At 67.2% G+C, this 17,249-nt stretch carries 21 protein-coding genes; 8 read left to right on the top strand and 13 right to left on the bottom strand.

The annotated features are described in order from the left end of the window. Positions 1-221: 221 nt before the first annotated feature. Positions 222-2,000 (bottom strand): phosphoenolpyruvate--protein phosphotransferase, encoded by a 1,779-nt coding sequence (ptsP, locus tag ACT6S0_RS19890; protein WP_444765518.1) that lies wholly within the window; start codon positions 1,998-2,000, stop codon positions 222-224. 114 nt (positions 2,001-2,114) lie between these two features. Between ptsP and ACT6S0_RS19895 the strand changes: the two genes are divergently transcribed. Then, entirely contained in the window at positions 2,115-2,921 is an 807-nt protein-coding gene (locus tag ACT6S0_RS19895) for a GNAT family N-acetyltransferase (protein WP_444765519.1), read from the top strand. A 12-nt stretch (positions 2,922-2,933) separates the two neighbouring features. Here the strand turns inward: ACT6S0_RS19895 and ACT6S0_RS19900 are convergent, their stop codons facing one another. Genes ACT6S0_RS19900 through ACT6S0_RS19910 form a run of 3 tightly spaced genes read right to left on the bottom strand, consistent with a single transcriptional unit; the run spans position 2,934 to position 4,122 of the window. Beyond that, the gene (locus ACT6S0_RS19900; protein WP_444765520.1) at positions 2,934-3,203 is read right to left on the bottom strand and encodes an HPr family phosphocarrier protein; all 270 of its coding nucleotides are present in this window, start codon (positions 3,201-3,203) and stop codon (positions 2,934-2,936) included. Then, the gene (locus ACT6S0_RS19905) at positions 3,200-3,598 is read right to left on the bottom strand and encodes a PTS sugar transporter subunit IIA (protein WP_444765521.1); all 399 of its coding nucleotides are present in this window, start codon (positions 3,596-3,598) and stop codon (positions 3,200-3,202) included. Before ACT6S0_RS19905 ends, ACT6S0_RS19900 begins: the two co-directional genes overlap by 4 nt. A gap of 11 nt (positions 3,599-3,609) precedes the next feature. Next, positions 3,610-4,122: a hypothetical protein gene (locus ACT6S0_RS19910; protein WP_444765522.1), complete on the bottom strand. Its 513-nt coding sequence runs from the start codon at positions 4,120-4,122 to the stop codon at positions 3,610-3,612. Positions 4,123-4,159: 37 nt separating this feature from the next. Between ACT6S0_RS19910 and ACT6S0_RS19915 the strand changes: the two genes are divergently transcribed. The 4 genes from ACT6S0_RS19915 to ACT6S0_RS19930 all read left to right on the top strand — a co-directional run bounded on the left by ACT6S0_RS19915 (position 4,160) and on the right by ACT6S0_RS19930 (position 8,269). Then, positions 4,160-5,398, top strand: coding sequence for a CaiB/BaiF CoA transferase family protein (locus ACT6S0_RS19915; RefSeq protein WP_444765523.1), 1,239 nt, complete (start codon positions 4,160-4,162; stop codon positions 5,396-5,398). 189 nt (positions 5,399-5,587) lie between these two features. Beyond that, positions 5,588-6,688 (top strand): hypothetical protein, encoded by a 1,101-nt coding sequence (locus ACT6S0_RS19920; RefSeq protein WP_444765524.1) that lies wholly within the window; start codon positions 5,588-5,590, stop codon positions 6,686-6,688. Positions 6,689-6,727: 39 nt separating this feature from the next. Beyond that, the gene (locus tag ACT6S0_RS19925; RefSeq protein WP_444765525.1) at positions 6,728-7,216 is read left to right on the top strand and encodes a TlpA family protein disulfide reductase; all 489 of its coding nucleotides are present in this window, start codon (positions 6,728-6,730) and stop codon (positions 7,214-7,216) included. 78 nt (positions 7,217-7,294) lie between these two features. Further along, complete coding sequence (locus ACT6S0_RS19930; RefSeq protein WP_444765526.1) at positions 7,295-8,269, top strand: N-acetylmuramoyl-L-alanine amidase-like domain-containing protein; 975 nt, start codon at positions 7,295-7,297, stop codon at positions 8,267-8,269. On the opposite strand, the gene lipA is transcribed toward ACT6S0_RS19930, so the two are convergent. Together lipA and lipB are read right to left on the bottom strand one after the other, a co-directional pair. Beyond that, positions 8,270-9,244 carry a lipoyl synthase gene (lipA, locus tag ACT6S0_RS19935; protein ID WP_444765527.1) on the bottom strand — a complete coding sequence of 325 codons (975 nt, stop codon included), beginning with the start codon at positions 9,242-9,244 and terminating at the stop codon, positions 8,270-8,272. Positions 9,245-9,246: 2 nt separating this feature from the next. Continuing rightward, positions 9,247-9,924, bottom strand: a complete 678-nt coding sequence (gene lipB / locus ACT6S0_RS19940; RefSeq protein WP_444765528.1) for a lipoyl(octanoyl) transferase LipB — start codon at positions 9,922-9,924, stop codon at positions 9,247-9,249. Positions 9,925-9,980: 56 nt separating this feature from the next. On the opposite strand from lipB, the gene ACT6S0_RS19945 reads away from it, so the two are divergent. Then, positions 9,981-10,610 carry a tetratricopeptide repeat protein gene (locus tag ACT6S0_RS19945; RefSeq protein WP_444765529.1) on the top strand — a complete coding sequence of 210 codons (630 nt, stop codon included), beginning with the start codon at positions 9,981-9,983 and terminating at the stop codon, positions 10,608-10,610. Here the strand turns inward: ACT6S0_RS19945 and ACT6S0_RS19950 are convergent, their stop codons facing one another. The 6 genes from ACT6S0_RS19950 to ACT6S0_RS19975 are packed head-to-tail and all read right to left on the bottom strand — an operon-like array spanning position 10,611 to position 14,560. Beyond that, entirely contained in the window at positions 10,611-10,877 is a 267-nt protein-coding gene (locus ACT6S0_RS19950) for a DUF493 family protein (RefSeq protein WP_444765530.1), read from the bottom strand. Between the two features lie 9 nt (positions 10,878-10,886). Continuing rightward, positions 10,887-12,032 (bottom strand): D-alanyl-D-alanine carboxypeptidase family protein, encoded by a 1,146-nt coding sequence (locus ACT6S0_RS19955; protein WP_444765536.1) that lies wholly within the window; start codon positions 12,030-12,032, stop codon positions 10,887-10,889. A gap of 23 nt (positions 12,033-12,055) precedes the next feature. After that, positions 12,056-12,679 (bottom strand): alpha/beta hydrolase, encoded by a 624-nt coding sequence (locus ACT6S0_RS19960; protein ID WP_444765531.1) that lies wholly within the window; start codon positions 12,677-12,679, stop codon positions 12,056-12,058. Beyond that, on the bottom strand, positions 12,676-13,002 hold the full coding sequence (locus tag ACT6S0_RS19965) for a (2Fe-2S) ferredoxin domain-containing protein (RefSeq protein WP_444765537.1): 327 nt from the start codon (positions 13,000-13,002) through the stop codon (positions 12,676-12,678). Before ACT6S0_RS19965 ends, ACT6S0_RS19960 begins: the two co-directional genes overlap by 4 nt. Positions 13,003-13,016: 14 nt before the next feature. Further along, positions 13,017-14,117: a VanZ family protein gene (locus tag ACT6S0_RS19970; RefSeq protein ID WP_444765532.1), complete on the bottom strand. Its 1,101-nt coding sequence runs from the start codon at positions 14,115-14,117 to the stop codon at positions 13,017-13,019. A 14-nt stretch (positions 14,118-14,131) separates the two neighbouring features. Further along, complete coding sequence (locus tag ACT6S0_RS19975) at positions 14,132-14,560, bottom strand: CopD family protein (protein WP_444765533.1); 429 nt, start codon at positions 14,558-14,560, stop codon at positions 14,132-14,134. A gap of 425 nt (positions 14,561-14,985) precedes the next feature. On the opposite strand from ACT6S0_RS19975, the gene hemB reads away from it, so the two are divergent. Both hemB and ACT6S0_RS19985 read left to right on the top strand, forming a co-directional pair. Further along, the gene (hemB, locus tag ACT6S0_RS19980; protein ID WP_444765534.1) at positions 14,986-16,002 is read left to right on the top strand and encodes a porphobilinogen synthase; all 1,017 of its coding nucleotides are present in this window, start codon (positions 14,986-14,988) and stop codon (positions 16,000-16,002) included. Positions 16,003-16,006: 4 nt separating this feature from the next. Next, positions 16,007-17,113 carry a magnesium transporter CorA family protein gene (locus ACT6S0_RS19985; RefSeq protein WP_444765535.1) on the top strand — a complete coding sequence of 369 codons (1,107 nt, stop codon included), beginning with the start codon at positions 16,007-16,009 and terminating at the stop codon, positions 17,111-17,113. Here ACT6S0_RS19985 and ACT6S0_RS19990 read toward each other — a convergent pair. Further along, the coding region (locus ACT6S0_RS19990; RefSeq protein WP_444765538.1) for an integrase core domain-containing protein at positions 17,110-17,249 on the bottom strand (140 nt) is incomplete at its 5' end. The two genes, ACT6S0_RS19985 and ACT6S0_RS19990, sit on opposite strands and share 4 nt — an antisense overlap.

A 17,249-nucleotide genomic window follows, 5' to 3' on the forward strand; every position in this document is an offset into this window, starting at 1 on the left:
CCCTCCAGCTCGCCCAGAGCCTTTCAGCCCCGACCCGCCTCACACCCCTTGCCGCCCCCGTCTCCGGAATCAAGCGCCTTGTGATCAGCGAAGCCCACGACTGTAGCACAGGAAATCAAACGGCCGCAAGCGGCGGCTAACGAGGCAGATGGGAAAGCACAACGACGGCTTGCGCGACGCCCGCACACACTCGCGCTGCCTATAACGTGGCGGGCAGCGCTTCAATGCACCGCCGTAGCACCGCCCCTTGTTGCTGCCAGTTCCTTGTCCGCAAAGGCATGCGGATCCTCGCTTTCAAGAATCCGCGGGAGCGCTGCCGCCAACCGCTGCGTATCGACCCGCAGCACGCGTTGCTTGACGGCCGGGATTTGCGAGGGATGCATGGAGAAGGTCCGCAAACCCATGGCGAGAAGCAGTTCGGTGAAGGCAGGGTCGCCCGCCATCTCTCCGCACACGCTGACCCCCTTGCCTGCAACACGCGCCTGGGCGATGGTCTGGCTGATCAAATGCAATACCGCCGGATGCCAAGGGTCGTACAAGTGCGCCACCGCTTCATCAGCGCGGTCAATGGCTAGCGTGTACTGAATCAGATCGTTGGTGCCAATGGAGACGAAGTCGACATAGCGCAATAGCAGCGGCAGCATGAGCGCAGCGGCGGGAATCTCGATCATGACGCCCAGCTCGACGCGGGTGTAGGCATGGCCGGCATCTGTGAGCTGCTGTCGCACCTTGCGCGCCGCCTCCATGATCTGCCGCACTTCTGACAGGTGCGCGACCATCGGGATCAGCAGCCTGACCTTACCGAACGCACTCGCTCGATAGATGGCGCGCAGCTGTTGCCGGAACATGCTGGGCTCAGCCAGGCTCCAGCGGATCGCGCGCAAGCCCATCGCCGGATTGAGCACGTGCTCATGACGCAGTTCGTTGGCGGTAAGCCGGTCTAGCGGCTTGTCGGCGCCGACATCCACGGTCCGGATCGTGACGGGCATGCCCTTCATCGCGACAACGGCGGCCTTGTAGGCAGCAAGTTGCTCCTCTTCACTCGGCAGTTCCCCGTCCCGGTTCATGAACAAGAACTCGCTCCGGAACAAGCCCACGCCGGTCGCCCCTGATTCGACGGCGGCCTCGGCATCTGCCGGCAGCTCGATGTTGGCGTGCAGCTCAATATGTTCGCCGTCCAAGGTGACCGCCGGCGTGTGGCGCAGCCTCCCGAGACGGGCGCGTTCCAACTCGCTTTGGCGCTGGCGGAAGCGGTACTCCTCCAGCACGATGGGCGACGGATTGACGATGACCGTGCCGGCGTCGCCGTCAATGATGACCCAGTCGTCCTGCATGATGAGGCGCGACGCCTCGCGCGTGCCAACCACCGCAGGGATATCCATGCTGCGCGCCACGATGGCCGTGTGCGAGGTCTTGCCACCGATGTCGGTGATGAAGCCCCGGAAGACGCTGCGCTTGAACTGCATCATGTCGGCCGGTGCGATGTCCGCAGCCACGAGCAGCAGCGGGTCCTCGCCACCAAAATCGCGCGGCGAGACAGGCGTGGGCGCGTCACCTTGTGCAGCGGCCAGCGCCCGCAGCACGCGCTCGACCACCTGCTCCAGGTCGGCCTTGCGCTCGCGCAGATAGGCGTCTTCCATTTCGTCGAACTGCCGCGCCAGCACCTCGAGATGGGCCGACAGCGCCCATTCGGCGTTGTAGTGGCGGTCGACGATCCAATGAATAGCACCGCCGGTAAAGGCCTCGTCGTGCAGCAGCATCAGGTGCACATCGAGCAGCGCTGCCAGCTCGTGCGGGGCATCGCTGGGCAGTTCGTCCTTCAGTGTCGCCAGTTCATGGACGACGGCATCGCGGGCGCGCAGCAAGCGTGCAATCTCAGACTGAATCTCGCCGGGCGAGACGAAATAGTGCGCAACGTCGACGCGGCTGGACGCCACCAGCACGGCGCGACCGATGGCTACACCGCGGGACACCGCAATGCCGAACACCTGAAAACTCATCAGCACCCCCGCAGATCGAGGGGCCAATGTAGCGCGTCGCGTCGGCGCCCTGCGTCACGGATTTTTCACGAGGGCTTCACCGCGGCGTCAAATCGGATGCCGAGCATGCCATCCATGAACCGCAGTCAGATCCTCACGCACGCGCCGTCGCATGCGCTCAACGTCCTCCAGCGCTCCGCGCGGGCGCCGTCCACCCGCCTCACCGTTAGCTGGGCCAGCAGTGAAGCCGAGGTGCGCGAAGCACAAGTGCTGCGCTACCAGGTCTTTGCCATTGAAATGGGCGCTCGACTGCCGCAGCCCTACGGAGCACCAATCGGCCTGGACGTCGACCTCTTCGACGCCTATTGCGAACACGTGCTCGTCCGTACCGAGGGCGATGACGGCGAGCCTGGCCCCGTTGTCGGCACCTACCGCGTGCTGACGCCGGCCGCCGCCAAGCGGGCGGGCGGCTTCTACAGCGACACCGAGTTCGACCTGACGCGCCTGCGCGGCATGCGCTCACGTGTGGCTGAAATCGGCCGTTCCTGCGTCCACGTCGACCACCGCAGCGGCGGCGCCATCATGGCTCTCTGGGGGGCAATGGCCGAGTTCATGAACCGCAAGGGGCTCGACAGCGTCATCGGCTGCGCCAGCATCAGCATGCGCGACGGGGGACATTTCGCCGCCAGCCTCTGGAAGCAGATCGCGGCCAAACACCTCGCGCCGATTGACTGTCAGGTGCGGCCGCGTCTGCCGCTGCCCATCGCTCACTTGCGCCAGGACTTGATCGTCGAACCGCCGGCCCTGATCCGCGGCTATCTGCGCTGCGGCGCCAAGTTGCTGGGTGAACCCGCCTGGGACCCCGACTTCAACACCGCGGACCTGCCACTGCTGGTTCGCATGGCGGACCTGCCCGCCCGCTTCCGCCGCCTGGGCAGCTGATCCAGGAGACGACTACTGGCCTTCGCCAAACTTGTCGTTGACAAGGGCGGTGATCGCCTCCTGCGCCGACTGCTCATCCTCCCCGTCCGTCTCCAGCTCGACGGTCGCGCCGATCCCGGCGGCCAACATCATGACTCCCATGATGCTCTTGGCATTGACGCGCCGGCCGTTGCGGCTCATATAGATCTCGCACTTGAAGCTGCCCGCCAGCTTGGTCAGCTTGGCCGAGGCGCGCGCGTGCAGACCCAGCTTGTTGCTGATGGTCAGGGTGGACTTGATCATTCGTCGGGAGGCAAGGGGGGCGTGGCGACGATGCCCGCGACTGCACCTTGGCTGGCGCGTCGGGCGAGGTCGGTCAAAGGCTTCTGTGCGGCATAGCAAAGCGTGCGCCACAGCATGGGCACGCTGACGCCGCTGACGATCTGCACCTGCTCACCCGCCAGGCGCTGCGCGCCATTGCTGGGCGTCGCTCCGAATACATCGGTCAAGACCAGCCACTCCGGCTGGCCGGATTCAGCCATCAGCTGGCGGGCGTTCGTCTCGACGTCCTCCGCCGACATGCCGGCGTGAACGTCCAGCACCGTCAGCGTCGGCGCGCAGTCGGGGAAGGTGTGTTCGGCCACCTGCCGCAGCGCGGAGGCGAGCGGCGCGTGGGCGATCACGAGCAAGTTGGGCATAGGTCGGGATGTTAGCGGGCGGCTTCTACGGCCAGACCGGCAACGAAGGTCTCCCACACCGCGGGATCGTCCTGCTTGCCCGTGAGCAGTGCCTGGTAGACGCGGCCACCATGGGCGAACACGGCCACGCGCGCGATGGCGTCGACCCCGGCCAGGCGGTACTGTGCCGCCTCTGGCATCGGCGTCATGCCTGGCACCTGCAGAGGCGACGCCACCGCCATCGGCTTGCCCACCTTGCCCGCCACCGCCAGCGGCATGGCCTTCAGGGCAGCGCCCACCTGGGTCGGGTCCGGCATATCCGCCCAGGACAGCGCAAAGCGCCGTCCCGCTGCCTCGCACTGGGCCAGGCCCATTGCGCCGCCCGCGCCGACACGCGCCGGCCGCTGCTCGACCTTCGGCTTGCAAGGGAAAAGGGCCGCCGCACCCGCCCCGACGGGCCGGACCTCGCGCCAGTTCAGCGCAGGCTGGCAGGCGGCCAGCAGGCTCAGCATTAGGGCAAATCCGGCGGTCGTCCTCAGGCGCATGAACGAATTATCGACAGCCGGCCCCGACAATTCCGTCATGCAAGACAAGCCCCTTCCCCAAGCCCTGGCCGGCGTGCGCGTGCTGGACCTCTCCCGCGTGCTCGCCGGTCCCTGGTGCACGCAGACCCTGGCCGACCTGGGCGCCGATGTCATCAAGGTCGAACGCCCCCGCAGCGGCGACGACACCCGCGCCTGGGGCCCGCCTTACCTGAAGGACCCCCAGGGGCAGGACACCACCGAAGCCGCTTACTTTCTTGGCGCCAACCGCAACAAGCGCTCGCTGGCCGTCGACCTGGCCTCCCAGGAGGGCCAGACCATCGTCCGCAAGCTGGCCGGTCAAGTCGACGTGCTGGTCGAGAACTTCAAGGTAGGCGACCTGGCCCGATACGGGCTGGACGCACAAAGCCTGCTGGCCGAACACCCGGGCCTCGTCATCTGCTCCATCACCGGCTTCGGCCAGACCGGCCCCTATGCCGAGCGCGCCGGCTACGACTACGCCGTGCAGGGCATGGGCGGGCTGATGAGCGTGACCGGCGAGCGTGACGACCTGCCCGGCGGCGGGCCCCAGAAAGTCGGTGTCGCCGTGGCGGACCTGTTCACCGGCATGTACGCCACCGTCGCCATCCTCGCCGCGCTGCGCCACCGCGACGCCACCGGCCAGGGTCAGGTCATCGACATGGCCCTGCTGGACACCCAGCTGGCCATGCTCGCCAACCTGGGCAGCAACTACCTCTGCAGCGGCAAGGCGCCCGGCCGCATGGGCAACGCCCACCAGAACATCGTGCCCTACCAGGTCTTCGAAGCCAGCGATGGCCACCTGATCCTTGCGGTGGGCAATGACCGGCAGTTCGCAAAGTTCTGCGACATCGCCGGCCGGCCGGACTGGGCCAACGATCCGCGTTTTGCGACGAACTCGGAGCGCGTGCGCCACCGCGCCGTTCTTGTGCCCTTGCTGGAAGAAGCCATGCGCCAGCGCCCCCGCGCAGACTGGCTGGCCGCGCTGGAGGCCGCCAAGGTGCCGTGCGGCTCGATCAACTCGATTGGGGAGGCCCTGGCCGACCCGCAGGCCCAAGCGCGCGGCGCCGTGGTGACGATGCCCCATCCGCTGACACCCGATCTGCATCTCATCGCCAGCCCCATGAAGCTGTCGGCCACCCCGATCACCTATCGCCGTGCACCGCCGTTGTTGGGCCAGCACAGCGACGAATTGCTGCAAGAAGCCGGCTGTAGTGCGGAAGAAATCACGAGTTGGCGGGCAGCCGGTGTGATCGCGTGAGAGCAAACCCACCCCTCAACCCAGGGTTTCCCCCTGGCTGAGGGATGGAGGCTTGGCCGGTCAGTCCTCAGCATCCGTCCCACGCACCGAGGTGGGCCAACCACCTAGAACCATCCGCCTCGGGTCCGCAGCCACCGGGTCATGTCCACACCGCCTTCTTCAGCGCCAGCAAATGCCGCCAACGATGTCATGCCTGAGCCGACGCCGGTCCAGTGGGCGGACATCGTCCAGCAACTTGGTGCCGAGATCGCCGGCCCGCTGAGCGCGGCACTGGAGCAGATCCAAAACCTCGCCACCACCGGCCAGATCGACCGCCGCGGCCTGCGCCTGCTGCGTCGAAGCGTCGACGACGCGCGCACCGCCGGCATGCTGGGCCAGCAGCTGGCGCGCCTGGCATCCGGCCGCCTCCGGCTGAGCCGGGAACGCCAGCACCTCACGCAGATGCTGCGCAGCGTGCTCGCCCAACGCAGCCGCGAGACCCAGGCGCGCGGCGTGCAGGTGCGCCAGGCCCTGAAACCCGTCGAGATCTGGGCCGACGGCGCGCTGCTGTTCGCGCTGCTGAATGCACTGATGGACTGGGCGCTGGCCAACACGCATTCCTCCGTCGACCTGCGCCTGGACCTTACGCCCTGGCCGGCGAAGGCGCGCCTGAGCTGCCGCTTCGCTCACCGCTCGTTGGAACTCCTCAGCGACGACGGCGAAGTGCACCCGGCCGCGCCGGGCCTCGATTCCCTGGCGTGGCGGTTGCTGGAACAGACGGCCATCACGCTGGGCGTACTGCCGCTGCGCGAGCAGGAGGCCGGCATCACACTGCTGACGCTGGAGTTCAACCAGCTCGTGCCCGACGAAGCGCCGCCGCCGGACAGCACGCTCAGTCGCCTCGAAGCCGAAGCCGAGCGCCTGGGCGGCAATTCGCGCCCATTGGCGGGCTGCCAGTTGCTGATCGTGTCGCCCAACCGCGAACTACGCGCCGAAGCTCAAGCCGCCGTGCGCCACATGGGCATGCTGATCGATACCGTCGGCAGCGTGGCCGAGGCCGAACAGTTCTGCCGTGAAGGCCTGCCCCATGCGCTGCTCTTCGATGCCGCCCTGATGAGCGATGCCATGTTGCAGTTGATTGACGGCGTCAACCGCGACGCGCCGGACTTCACGTTCGTCGAGATGTTCGATGGCGAGCACCGTACGCAGTTGTCCACCGCGACGAACGACGGCGTGGCGCGCATCTCGCGCCGCCACCTGCCCGACGCGCTGCCGGCGCTGCTGATGTTCGAGCTGGCCAAGCGGCCTTGACCGTGTCGGGGGAATTGGGCGGCCGCCTAAACTCCGCCCATGCTGTCCCGCCGTCTGATCCCTGCCGCCTTGATTGCCTGCGCCGCCGTGCTTTCAGGCTGCGCCCGCGAACGCGCGCCCGCCGTCGAGTACGTGCTGCTGGACGGCCAGAAGGCCAGCTCCCAGCAGTGGGCGGGCAAGGTCATGCTGGTCAACTTCTGGGCGACCAGTTGCGCCACCTGCGTGAAGGAAATGCCGCAGATCGTCGCCACGCACGAGAAGTTCAAGGCCCGCGGCCTGGACACACTGGCCGTCGCGATGAGCTATGACCCGCCGGCCTTTGTGTCCAAGTTCGCCGAGACGCGCAAGCTGCCCTTCGGTGTGGCCATCGACAACACCGGCAGCGTGGCCAACGCCTTCGGCCCGGTGCAGATGACCCCCACCACCTTCCTGATCAACAAGCGCGGGGAGATCGTCAAGCGCTATGTCGGCGAACCCGACTTTGCGGCGCTGCACGGCCTGATCGAGAAGCTGCTGGCCGAGGCCTGAACTCGGCCATTCGTCGCGTTATGGGAGCCAAACAAGCTCTCATGAGCGCCGCGCCCGCGCTGCGCTGACACTGGCGCGATGCGAAAGACCCTCAGTGCCCTGGCCACCGCCTTGCTGGTGGCTGCTTGCGCCCACCAGCCGATGCTGCTGCGGGTCGAGCCCACGGCGGCGCAACTCGACGCGGCACAGCGCGTCGGCCTGGATGCCGCCCAGCTCGGCCCCCTGTTGAACAAGCCGCTCTACCTGATGCAACCCGCCGAGCTGGGGCGCTTCCTGGCCTGGCAGCAGCTGGACCAGCCCGAACTGCGCCGGCGCATCGCCGCACTGGCGCGCAAAAACATCGGCCAGCCCTACGAGCTGTTCCTGCTGGGCGAGTTCCCTTACGAGACCTATGACACGCAGCCGCTGTTCAGCCTGGCCAAGAGCGATTGCGTGGTGTTCGCCGAGCACACCTATGCGATGGCACTGAGCGCGTCGTGGGAGGAGTTCTTCTGGATGCTGCAGCGCATCCGCTACCGAGACGGCGTCATCGGTACAGCCACCCGCAACCACTACACCGAAGCGGACTGGAATATCGCCAACAACTGGCTGGTGCAGGACGTCACCGCCGCGCTCGGCGCGCCAACCCTGCCTTACCACCAGCGCATCGATCGGCAGGCCTTCCTGCTCAAGCAGTTCAAGATCCAGCGCGACATCCCTGTCCAGCCCTTCGACGATGTCTACATCGCCAAGCAGGATGTAGCAGCCATCGAGGCGCAGTTGCAGGACGGCGACTTCGTCAACGTGATCTCGGGGCGGGGCGGCAACTACTACGCCTCGCACGTCGGCCTGATCGTCACCGGCGCGGACGGCTCGCGCCGCCTGCTGCATTCGGCCGAGCCCCAGGTGCGCGAGGAAACGCTGCAGGGCTTCATCGCCCGCATGGCCGAGCGCGATGCGGGTCAGGCGGGGCAGACCAAGGCAGCGCTCGCGGGCTTTAAGTTCCTGCGGCTGAACGAGTCGCCGCAGGTGCCGCCGATGGCGCCGCAGCCGCGGCCAGCACGCCCGTTCTGATCAGGCCGCCGTCGGGTTCAGTGCCGCGTGGGCCTGCTCGTCCGCGTGATAGCTGGAGCGCACCATCGCGCCCACGGCCGCGTGCGTGAAGCCGAGCTCGTAGGCTTCCTTCTCGAACTGCTTGAACATGTCAGGCGTCACGTAGCGGCGCACCGGCAGATGATGGCCTGACGGCGCCAGATACTGGCCGATGGTGATCATGTCGATGTCGTGCGCGCGCATGTCGCGCATCACCTGGCGGATCTCGTCGTCCGTCTCGCCCAGGCCGACCATGATGCCGCTCTTGGTCGGCACGCCCGGCACTTCCTGCTTGAAGCGCTTGAGCAGGTCCAGGCTGAACTGGTAGTCCGATCCGGGGCGCGCTTCCTTGTACAGGCGCGGCGCGGTTTCCAGGTTGTGGTTCATCACGTCGGGCGGTGCGGCCTTCAGGATGTTGAGTGCCCGGTCGGCGCGGCCGCGGAAGTCGGGCACCAGCACTTCGATCTGCGTCGTGGGCGACAGCTCGCGCGTCTTGGTGATGCACTCGGCGAAGTGGCCGGCGCCACCGTCCTTCAGGTCGTCGCGGTCGACGCTGGTGATCACGACGTATTTGAGCTTGAGCGCTGCGATCGTCTTGGCCAGGTTCAGCGGCTCGTCGACGTCCAGCGGGTCCGGCCGGCCATGGCCGACGTCACAGAACGGGCAGCGGCGCGTGCACTTGTCGCCCATGATCATGAAGGTGGCCGTGCCCTTGCCGAAGCATTCGCCGATATTGGGGCAGCTGGCTTCTTCGCAGACCGTGTGCAGCTTGTGTTCGCGCAGGATCTGCTTGATCTCGTAGAAGCGGGTCGACGGCGAGCCGGCCTTGACGCGGATCCAGTCGGGCTTCTTCAGCACTTCGGCCCGAGCGACAGGAACGATCTTGATCGGGATGCGCGAGGTCTTGGCCTCGGCCTTTTGCTTGATCGTCGGGTCGTAGGTGGGCGTGTCGGACATGGTCAAGGCGACGGAATTTCAAGTTGTGCCGAGAGCCGCTCGGCGAGCCGCCCGGCCGCAGTCGGCCAGTCGGTGAAAACCCCGAGTTTATCGAGGGATGTGGTTTCAAGCCCTTCGTATCCGCACGGGTTGATGCGCTGGAAGGGTTCCAGGTCCATCGCGACATTCAGCGCGAGGCCGTGATAGGTGCAGTGGCGGCTGACCTTGATGCCCAAGGCCGCGACCTTGGCCAGGTCCTTGAACGCGTTCGCCGGATCGACCGGGCCGGCCAGCGCTGCGTGGCTGCCTGGGTCGGCCGGGCGCACATAGATGCCCGGTGCGCCCGCCACGCGCAGGCCGGTCACGCCGTAGCTGTCCAGTGTCTGAATGAGGGCCGTCTCCAGGCGGAATACATATTCCTTGACGAAGATGCCCAGACGTCGCAGGTCCACGAGCGGATAGGCCGTAACCTGACCCGGGCCGTGATAGGTCACCTGGCCGCCGCGCTCGGTTGGCACGACGGGGATGTCGCCCGGCAACAGCAGATGCTCCGGCTTGCCGGCGAGGCCTTGGGTGAAAGTGGGCGGGTGCTCGCAGAGCCAGAGCTCGTCCGGCGCCGCCGTATCGCGGGCCGCCGTGAAGGCGCGCATGGCCTCCAGCGTAGTCAGGTAATCGACCCGCCCGAGGGTCTTGACGATCATGCGGGCATCATAGGCAGCCGCCGTAAGCCTTGGCTCGCCTGAGCCGACTCAACCCGATGAAAACGCCACTGATCGCCGCCCTGCTATTCGCTGCCTCGATGGTGCAAGCCGCCGGCCTGTCCGACGCGCTGAGCGCCTACGACGAAGGCGACCTGAAAGCAGCGGCCCAAGGCTTTGCCGAATCCGCCAAGCGCGGCGAAGCGCTGGGGCAGTTCAACCTCGCGATGATGAATCTGCGCAGGGAACTGGCCGGCGCCAGCGATGCCCGGGCCTGGCAGCTGCTGCAGCGGGCCGCAGCGCAAAACCTGGCACTGGCCGAGAACGCGCTCGGCGAAATGATCGAGCAGGGCCGCCGCGGCAAGCCTGACCCGAAAGCCGCCTGCGGCTGGTTCGAGCGTGCCGCCGAACATGGCAACGGCGATGGTGCGTTGGCGACCGCCACCTGCTACTACCTCGGTCGCGGCCGGGCGCAGGACATGCGCCAAGCCCACCGCTGGTATCTGGAGGCCGCCAAGGCGGGCGACGTCGGCGCGCAATACCTGATCGCGTCGATGTTCGAGACCGGCCTGGGCATCGAGGCCGACGGCCGGCTGGCGCGCTACTGGTACGACGTGGCGGCCAGGAATGGCGATGTTGCGGCCAAGGCCAAGCTCAAGGCCATGCAGGACGCCGACGCGGCGACCTGATCAGAGGACGACCTTGACCATTGGATGCGTCGTCAGCGTGCGGTAGAGCTCGTCGAGCTGCTCGCGACTCGTCGCCGTGACGGTGATCGTGAGGCCGAGATAGTTGCCACCCTTGCTCGGGCGCTGCTCGATGGTCGACGCGTCGAAGCCGGGATCGAACTGCCGGGCCACGTGGGCGATGGCTTCGACGAAACCGTCGACCTGCGCCCCCATGACCTTGATGGGGAATTGCGACGGGTACTCGATCAGCGACTTCTCTTCAGCCATGCCGGAGCCTCACTTGATCCACAGGCGCAGGGAGTCGAAGGCGCGGCCGAACAAGCCGGCCTGCGGCACGGCTTCCTGCACGATCAGCGGCACCTCGGCCACCGGCGCGCCGGCCGTCGTCGTGACGCGCAGCGTGCCGACGCGCTGACCCTTGTTCAGCGGTGCAACCAGCGGATCGGTGCGCTCGACTTGCGTCTGCAGCTTGGCCCCGTCGCCCCGCGGCACGGCCACATAGATCGCATCGGCAGCGCCGAGCTTGGCCTCCCTGGCCTCGCCCTTCCAGACCGGCACGGTCGCAATCGCCTTGCCTGCGTCGAAGACCTTGACGGCGTCAAAGGCCGTGTAGCCCCAGTTCAGCAGCTTCTGGCTCTCGCTGGCGCGCGCTTCCTTGGAGGACGTGCCCATGACGACGCTCAGCAGGCGGCGCTTGCCGTTGGGGAAGTCGCGGTTGGCGCTGGAGACCAGGCAGTAGCCGGCCGCCTCGGTGTAGCCGGTCTTCATGCCGTCCACCGTCGGGTCGCGGCGCAGCAGCAGGTTGCGGTTGTCCTGACGGATCTTGTTGAAGGTGTAGTCGCGCTGCGAGTAGTAGGCGTAGTACTCCGGGAAGTCCTTGATGATGTGGGCGGCGACGGTCGCGATGTCGCGCGCGCTGCTCCTGTGGCCCGGCTCGCTCATGCCGGAGACGTTGCGGAACTCGGTGTTCTTCAGGCCCCAGGCTTGCGCCTGGCGGTTCATCAGCTGCACGAAGCCCTCGACGCTGCCACCCACCCCCTCGGCCAGCGCCACCGCCGCATCGTTGCCGCTCTGGATGATGAGGCCGCGCAGCAGCTCATCGACCTTGGGTGTCATGGTCGTGTCGATGAACATCAGCGACGGGTCGCCCTTGCGCTCGTCCCAGGCGCGCTTGGACACGGCCAGGGGCTGCTCCAGCGTCAGCTTTTTGTCGCGCAAGGCGCCGAAGACGACATAGGCCGTCATCAGCTTGGTCAGCGACGCGGGATCCTGCGGCGCGTCGGCGTCGCGCTCGGCCAGTGTCTTGTTCGTTGTGAGGTCCACCAGCACATAGTTGCGCGCGGCGATCTCGGGCGGCTGAGGGGCCTGCGCGTGCGCAGCCAGGGACAGGGCGGTCAGGAAGGAAGCTATCAGTCGTTTCATCGGGATGGGGTCGGACACGGCCGCTAGATCCTCGTCGGATCGAAGGCGCGCACCACAAGAGACTTGAGCAGCGGCAGCTGCCCATGGAAGAAATGGCCCACGCCAGGGACGACGGTGATCGGCAGACTCTGCGGCCGCGCCCAGCTGAGCACGGACGAAAGCGGCACGACGTCATCGACCTCGCCGTGGATGATCACGGTGTCGGCCGGCACGGGGGCGGTGTCGAAGCGGCTGGTCGCCGGGCCGACGAGGACGAGGCGCTGCGCTGGCTCGGCCAGGCGCTGCGCCGCGCGTGAGGCGACATAGCCGCCGAATGAGAATCCCGACAGGATCAACGCCTCGCCGGGCGCGCGGATGGCGTTGAGCACGGCCAGGGCGTCATCGATCTCGCCGCGCCCTTCGTCCCAGCCACCTTCGGACTTGCCGACGCCGCGGAAGTTGAATCGCACGGCACGCCAGCCCAGCTGGATGAAGGCGCGCGCCAAGGTCTGCACGACCTTGTTGTCCATCGTGCCGCCCTGTGTCGGGTTAGGGTGGCAGATCAGCGCGGTGCCGACCGGCGTGGTGCCGTCGGCAGGCAGGTCAATCGCCACCTCGATCTGCCCGACCGAGCCGGGCACGAGGCGCCTTTCGGTCTGCGAGTTCATCGGCCCACCGAGTCCGGCAGCACCAGGCGCTCGACGACCTTGCCGTCGCGCAAATGGCTCTCGACGATTTCGTCGAGGTCGCTGTGGTCGACCCAGGCATACCAGACCGCCTCCGGGTAGACGACAGCCACCGGGCCGCCGGCGCAGCGGTCCAGGCAGCCGGCCTTGTTGACGCGCACGCCGCCCTTGCCGGCCAGGCCAAGCTGCTTGACGCGCGACTTGCAGTGGTCGAAGCCGGCCTGCGCGTCGTGGTCGGCGCAACTGGCTTCACCGTTGGTGCGCTGATTCAGGCAGACGAAGAGGTGGCGCTGGTAGTAACTCATCGCGCTGGATTGTCTCACCGGGGTTTCTGCACCAGCCGCGCCGCCAGCCAGGCCAGGGCGATGAAGGGCCAGGTCCAGGCCACCCACCGTGTCAGGCCATAGAGGTTGACGAAGCGGCCGTGCTCCCAGGCCTGCATGTTCAGCGCCAGATAGGGATCACTGGGAGCCACGCTGATAAGACCGATCAATGCGCAGAGCACGAACAGGCCCAAGGCCGCCGCCACGCGCGACGGCAGCAGGCAGGCCAGCAGCGACAGCGCCATGCCCAGGCCAACGCCCGGCCGTGTGGCCTCGCCGAGCCAGGCCCAGGCATGGTCGGGGCCGAAGGCCATCGCCGTGGCCGTGGCGGTGCCAAGCAGGCCAAGCAACACGGCGCCGCTGGCGAGCACAAGCCGGCGCAGGCCCGGGCGGGCGACGGTGATCATCAATAGCACCGGTGCGACCAGGCCGAGCGCAATCGCCAGCGCCTCCAGGCCCGGCGGCAGCTCGTGCTCGACGGTGACGGCATCACCCCAGTTCAGCGCCCAGGGCGTACCGGCAAGCGCGTCCAGCAAGGTCTCGCGCCACCACGGCAGCCACTGGCCAAGGCCGAAGGGCAGTGGCGTGGGATACAGCAGTGCCACGGGCCATAGCGCGAGCAGGGCCAGCGCCGGCGCGCTGCTGGCGCCAAACCAGTGGTCGCGCACGTCCTCCCAACGTTGCAGCCCACCCAGCCCGCTGAGCACCAGGCCCAGCATTGCCCCCAGGCTGCTGCCGGCGGAATTGAGCGCCCAGTCAGACAACGACGGCACCCGGCCGGGCACGAAGAACTGCAGCGTCTCCATGACGAGGGACAGCAGCGGCCCCGGCAGAAAGCCGAGCACCAGACCGCCGCGCAGGCCCCAGCCCGAGCGCATCGCCGCCGCGAAGCCCAGCAGCCCCAACGGGATGTAGCCAAGCAGATTGGCCTCCACGTCGAAAGCCCAGAAGCGTGGCGGCCACGGCAGGTCGAACAGCCAAGGCAACCCCATGCCGGGCGGCCATCGCCAGGGCCAGAAGGGGTATAGGCTGGCATACACGACGAGGCCGACATGGGCCAGCAACAGCCAGGTGGCGGAGCTTTGGCGACGGCGCACGGTACGAGATTGCTTCAGAACGGCTTGACCGTCGCCAGCACGACGATGGCGGCAAACAGCAGCACGGCGGACTCGTTGTAGACACGGAGCCAGCGCTGGCTGCGGCGGTTGGACAACTCTTCGAAGCTGCGCAACAGGCGGCGGTTCATGTGATGCAGGCCGACGGCGCCGACGACGAGCAACAACTTGGCGTGCAGCCAGTAGCCGCCGGCAAAGCGGCCCGCACCGAAGCCCAGCCAGACCCACAGGCCGAGCAGCAGCGCCATGCCCATCAAGATGCTGCTGAAGCGATGCAGCTTGTGCGCCATCAACAGCAGCCGCTCCCGCTCGGCATGGCTGTCGGCCTGCACCATGGCCAGGTTGACGAAGATGCGCGGCAGATAGAAAAGGCCGGCAAACCAGGCGGCGACGAAGACGATGTGAAAGGCTTTGACCCAGAGCATGGCGGCATTATGGGCAGTGCCTGAACGCCAAACCGGCCTCAAGCGCGCAAGGGCTTGGACAGGCCCCGGCCTCAGGGCCGCAGACCCCAGCGCTGAGTGGCTCGCCACTCGTGACCTTCACCCCAAGTCATCCAGTTCACCGTCACAGCGAGCCGGACAGCACCAGTCACGCCGCGCGCCATGCCGGGCGCACCCAAAAAAAAGCCCCGGTTCAAGACCGGGGCGAGAAAGCCTTTTCGCTGTCATCACGTCAAGGCTCCTGCTCAGGGAGGAAAAGCAGGGAACGACCACCTTGCGGCTATCATTCGCGGACAAGTTTAGCGCGCTTGAGCGGTGACGTCACGAATAAATGACGTCTGGATGTGTCGTCCATCACGCGCGGGCCGCAGCCCTTTTTGACCTGTCTGCCCGCTCGAGGACTCGACGTGCCCCGCTCAGTTTTTACCTCCCCTGCCTACCCCGCCGCGCGCCCGCGCCGGCTGCGGCGCGATGCCTTCACGCGTGCGCTGGTCCGCGAGCATTCGCTGCAGGCCAGCGACCTGATCCTGCCGGTCTTCATCCACGAAGGCGAGGACCGCCTGGACGGCGTGGCGTCGATGCCCGGCGTATCGCGCCAGAGCCTCGACCATCTGCTGCGCACGGCGGGGCAATGCGTAGAACTGGGCGTGCCGGTCATCGCCCTCTTCCCCGTCATCGATGCCGCGCTCAAGACGCCGGACGGCGCCGAGGCGCTGAACCCCGATGGCCTGGTGCCGCGCGCGGTGCGGGCGCTGAAGCAGCACTTCCCGCAGCTGGGCGTGCTGACCGATGTGGCGCTGGACCCCTTCACCAGCCACGGCCAGGACGGCGTCATCGACGCCAGCGGCTACATCCTCAACGACCCCACCGTCGAGATCCTCGCCAGGCAGGCCATCGTGCAGGCCGATGCCGGGGTCGACATCGTCGCGCCCAGCGACATGATGGACGGCCGCATCGGCGCCATCCGCCAGGCGCTGGAAGGCGCCGGCCACATCCACACGCGCATCATGGCTTACAGCGCCAAGTACGCGAGCAGCTTCTACGGCCCCTTCCGCGACGCCGTCGGCTCGGCCGCCAACCTCGGCAAGGCCGACAAGAAGACCTACCAGATGGACCCGGGCAACAGCGACGAGGCGCTGCGAGAAGTGGCGCTGGACCTGGCCGAGGGCGCGGACATGGTGATGGTCAAGCCGGGCATGCCGTATCTGGACATCGTGCGCCGCGTCAAGGACGAGTTCTGCGTGCCGACCTTCGCCTATCAGGTCAGCGGCGAGTTCGCGATGGTCAAGGCTGCGGCGGCCAATGGCTGGCTGGACCACGACGCCGTGATGATGGAGTCGCTGCTGGCGTTCAAGCGCGCGGGCGCCGATGGCGTGCTGAGCTATTTCGCGCTCGAAGCGGCACGGCTGCTGAAGCGAGCTTGAGTCCGTGCGGGTCTTCCACATCGAGCTCGACAGCTTCACGGAGCTGGCCGCGCTGCCCGAAACGTTGCCGGCGCGCGGTTTCCTGTGGCTGGGCTACGGGCGGCGCGAGTTCGAGGTGGGCGAAACAGCCGCGCAGCAGGCGCTGTCGCGCTGGGGCTGCGGCAACATCGTCGACCTGCATGTGGCCGACCTGATCAACAACCAGCTGCCCTCGCACTTCGACTACACATCCTGGTATGACATGCTGGTGTTTCGCCGCCTGGCCGCGGCGCCGGGCAGCCATGACCTCTTCGTCGACGACGAGCACGGCACGCTGGCCTCGGCGCAGCGCGCGCTGCGCGCCATCGACACCAGCCCCGTCGGCTTTGCCGTTTTCGACCGCGTGTTGATCACCGTGCACCCCACCGATTGCCAGGTGCGCGAGTTCTTTGCACAGAAGCTCGGCCGCCTGACCGAAGGCCGCGACAAGCGGGACCCGCGCAGCGGCGCCCGCCTGCCCGCCAGCCCGGCCGACCTGATGCTGCGCATGGTCAACCACATGGTGGACAGCTACCTGGAACTGCGCCGCCTGCTGACGCGCCAGCTCGCCACCTTGCAGCGGGTGCTGCTGGATCAGAACAGCGAGTTCAACGACTGGCCGCTGCTGCTTGAAAGCCGCGACGCGCTGCACCGCCTGGAGGACACCTGTGAGGACCAGCGCGCGGCGCTGCAGGAATGGATAGACGCGCTGGAAGAGTGGCCGGCCGAGGGCGACCCGCAGGTCGCACGTGAGCGCGAGTTGCTACGGGTGCGCTCGCGCGACGTGCTGGAGCATGTGGAGCGCGTGCTGACCCATGTGCGCCGGCTGGAATCGTCGGCGGAATCGGCCGTGCAGATGCACTTCAGCGCCCTGGGCCACCGCACCAACAGCATCATGCGCACGCTCACTGTGCTGACCGCCATCTTCCTGCCGCTGAACCTGATCACCGGCATCTTCGGCATGAACTTCGACGTCATGCCGTTGGTCAAGAACCCGGCCGGTTTCTGGGAAGCCATCGCTCTTATCTTGGTGCTCGCCTGCGGCCTCGGGCTGCTGTTCCGCCGCAAGCGCTACCTGAGCACGAAGCGCTAGTTGTAGTTTCTCAGGACGTTGTTCACCTCAAACCCCAGCCGTGAGGCGGGAGGTTTGTGGCCGGTGGCAGAGTGAGGGCGATGGAAGTTGTAGTGCTGCATCCAGGGCGCAAGCTCAGCGGCGCGGACGTCGGAGC

It is taken from the genome of Roseateles sp. (assembly GCF_052436255.1).
GTDB lineage: Bacteria > Pseudomonadota > Gammaproteobacteria > Burkholderiales > Burkholderiaceae_C > Pelomonas.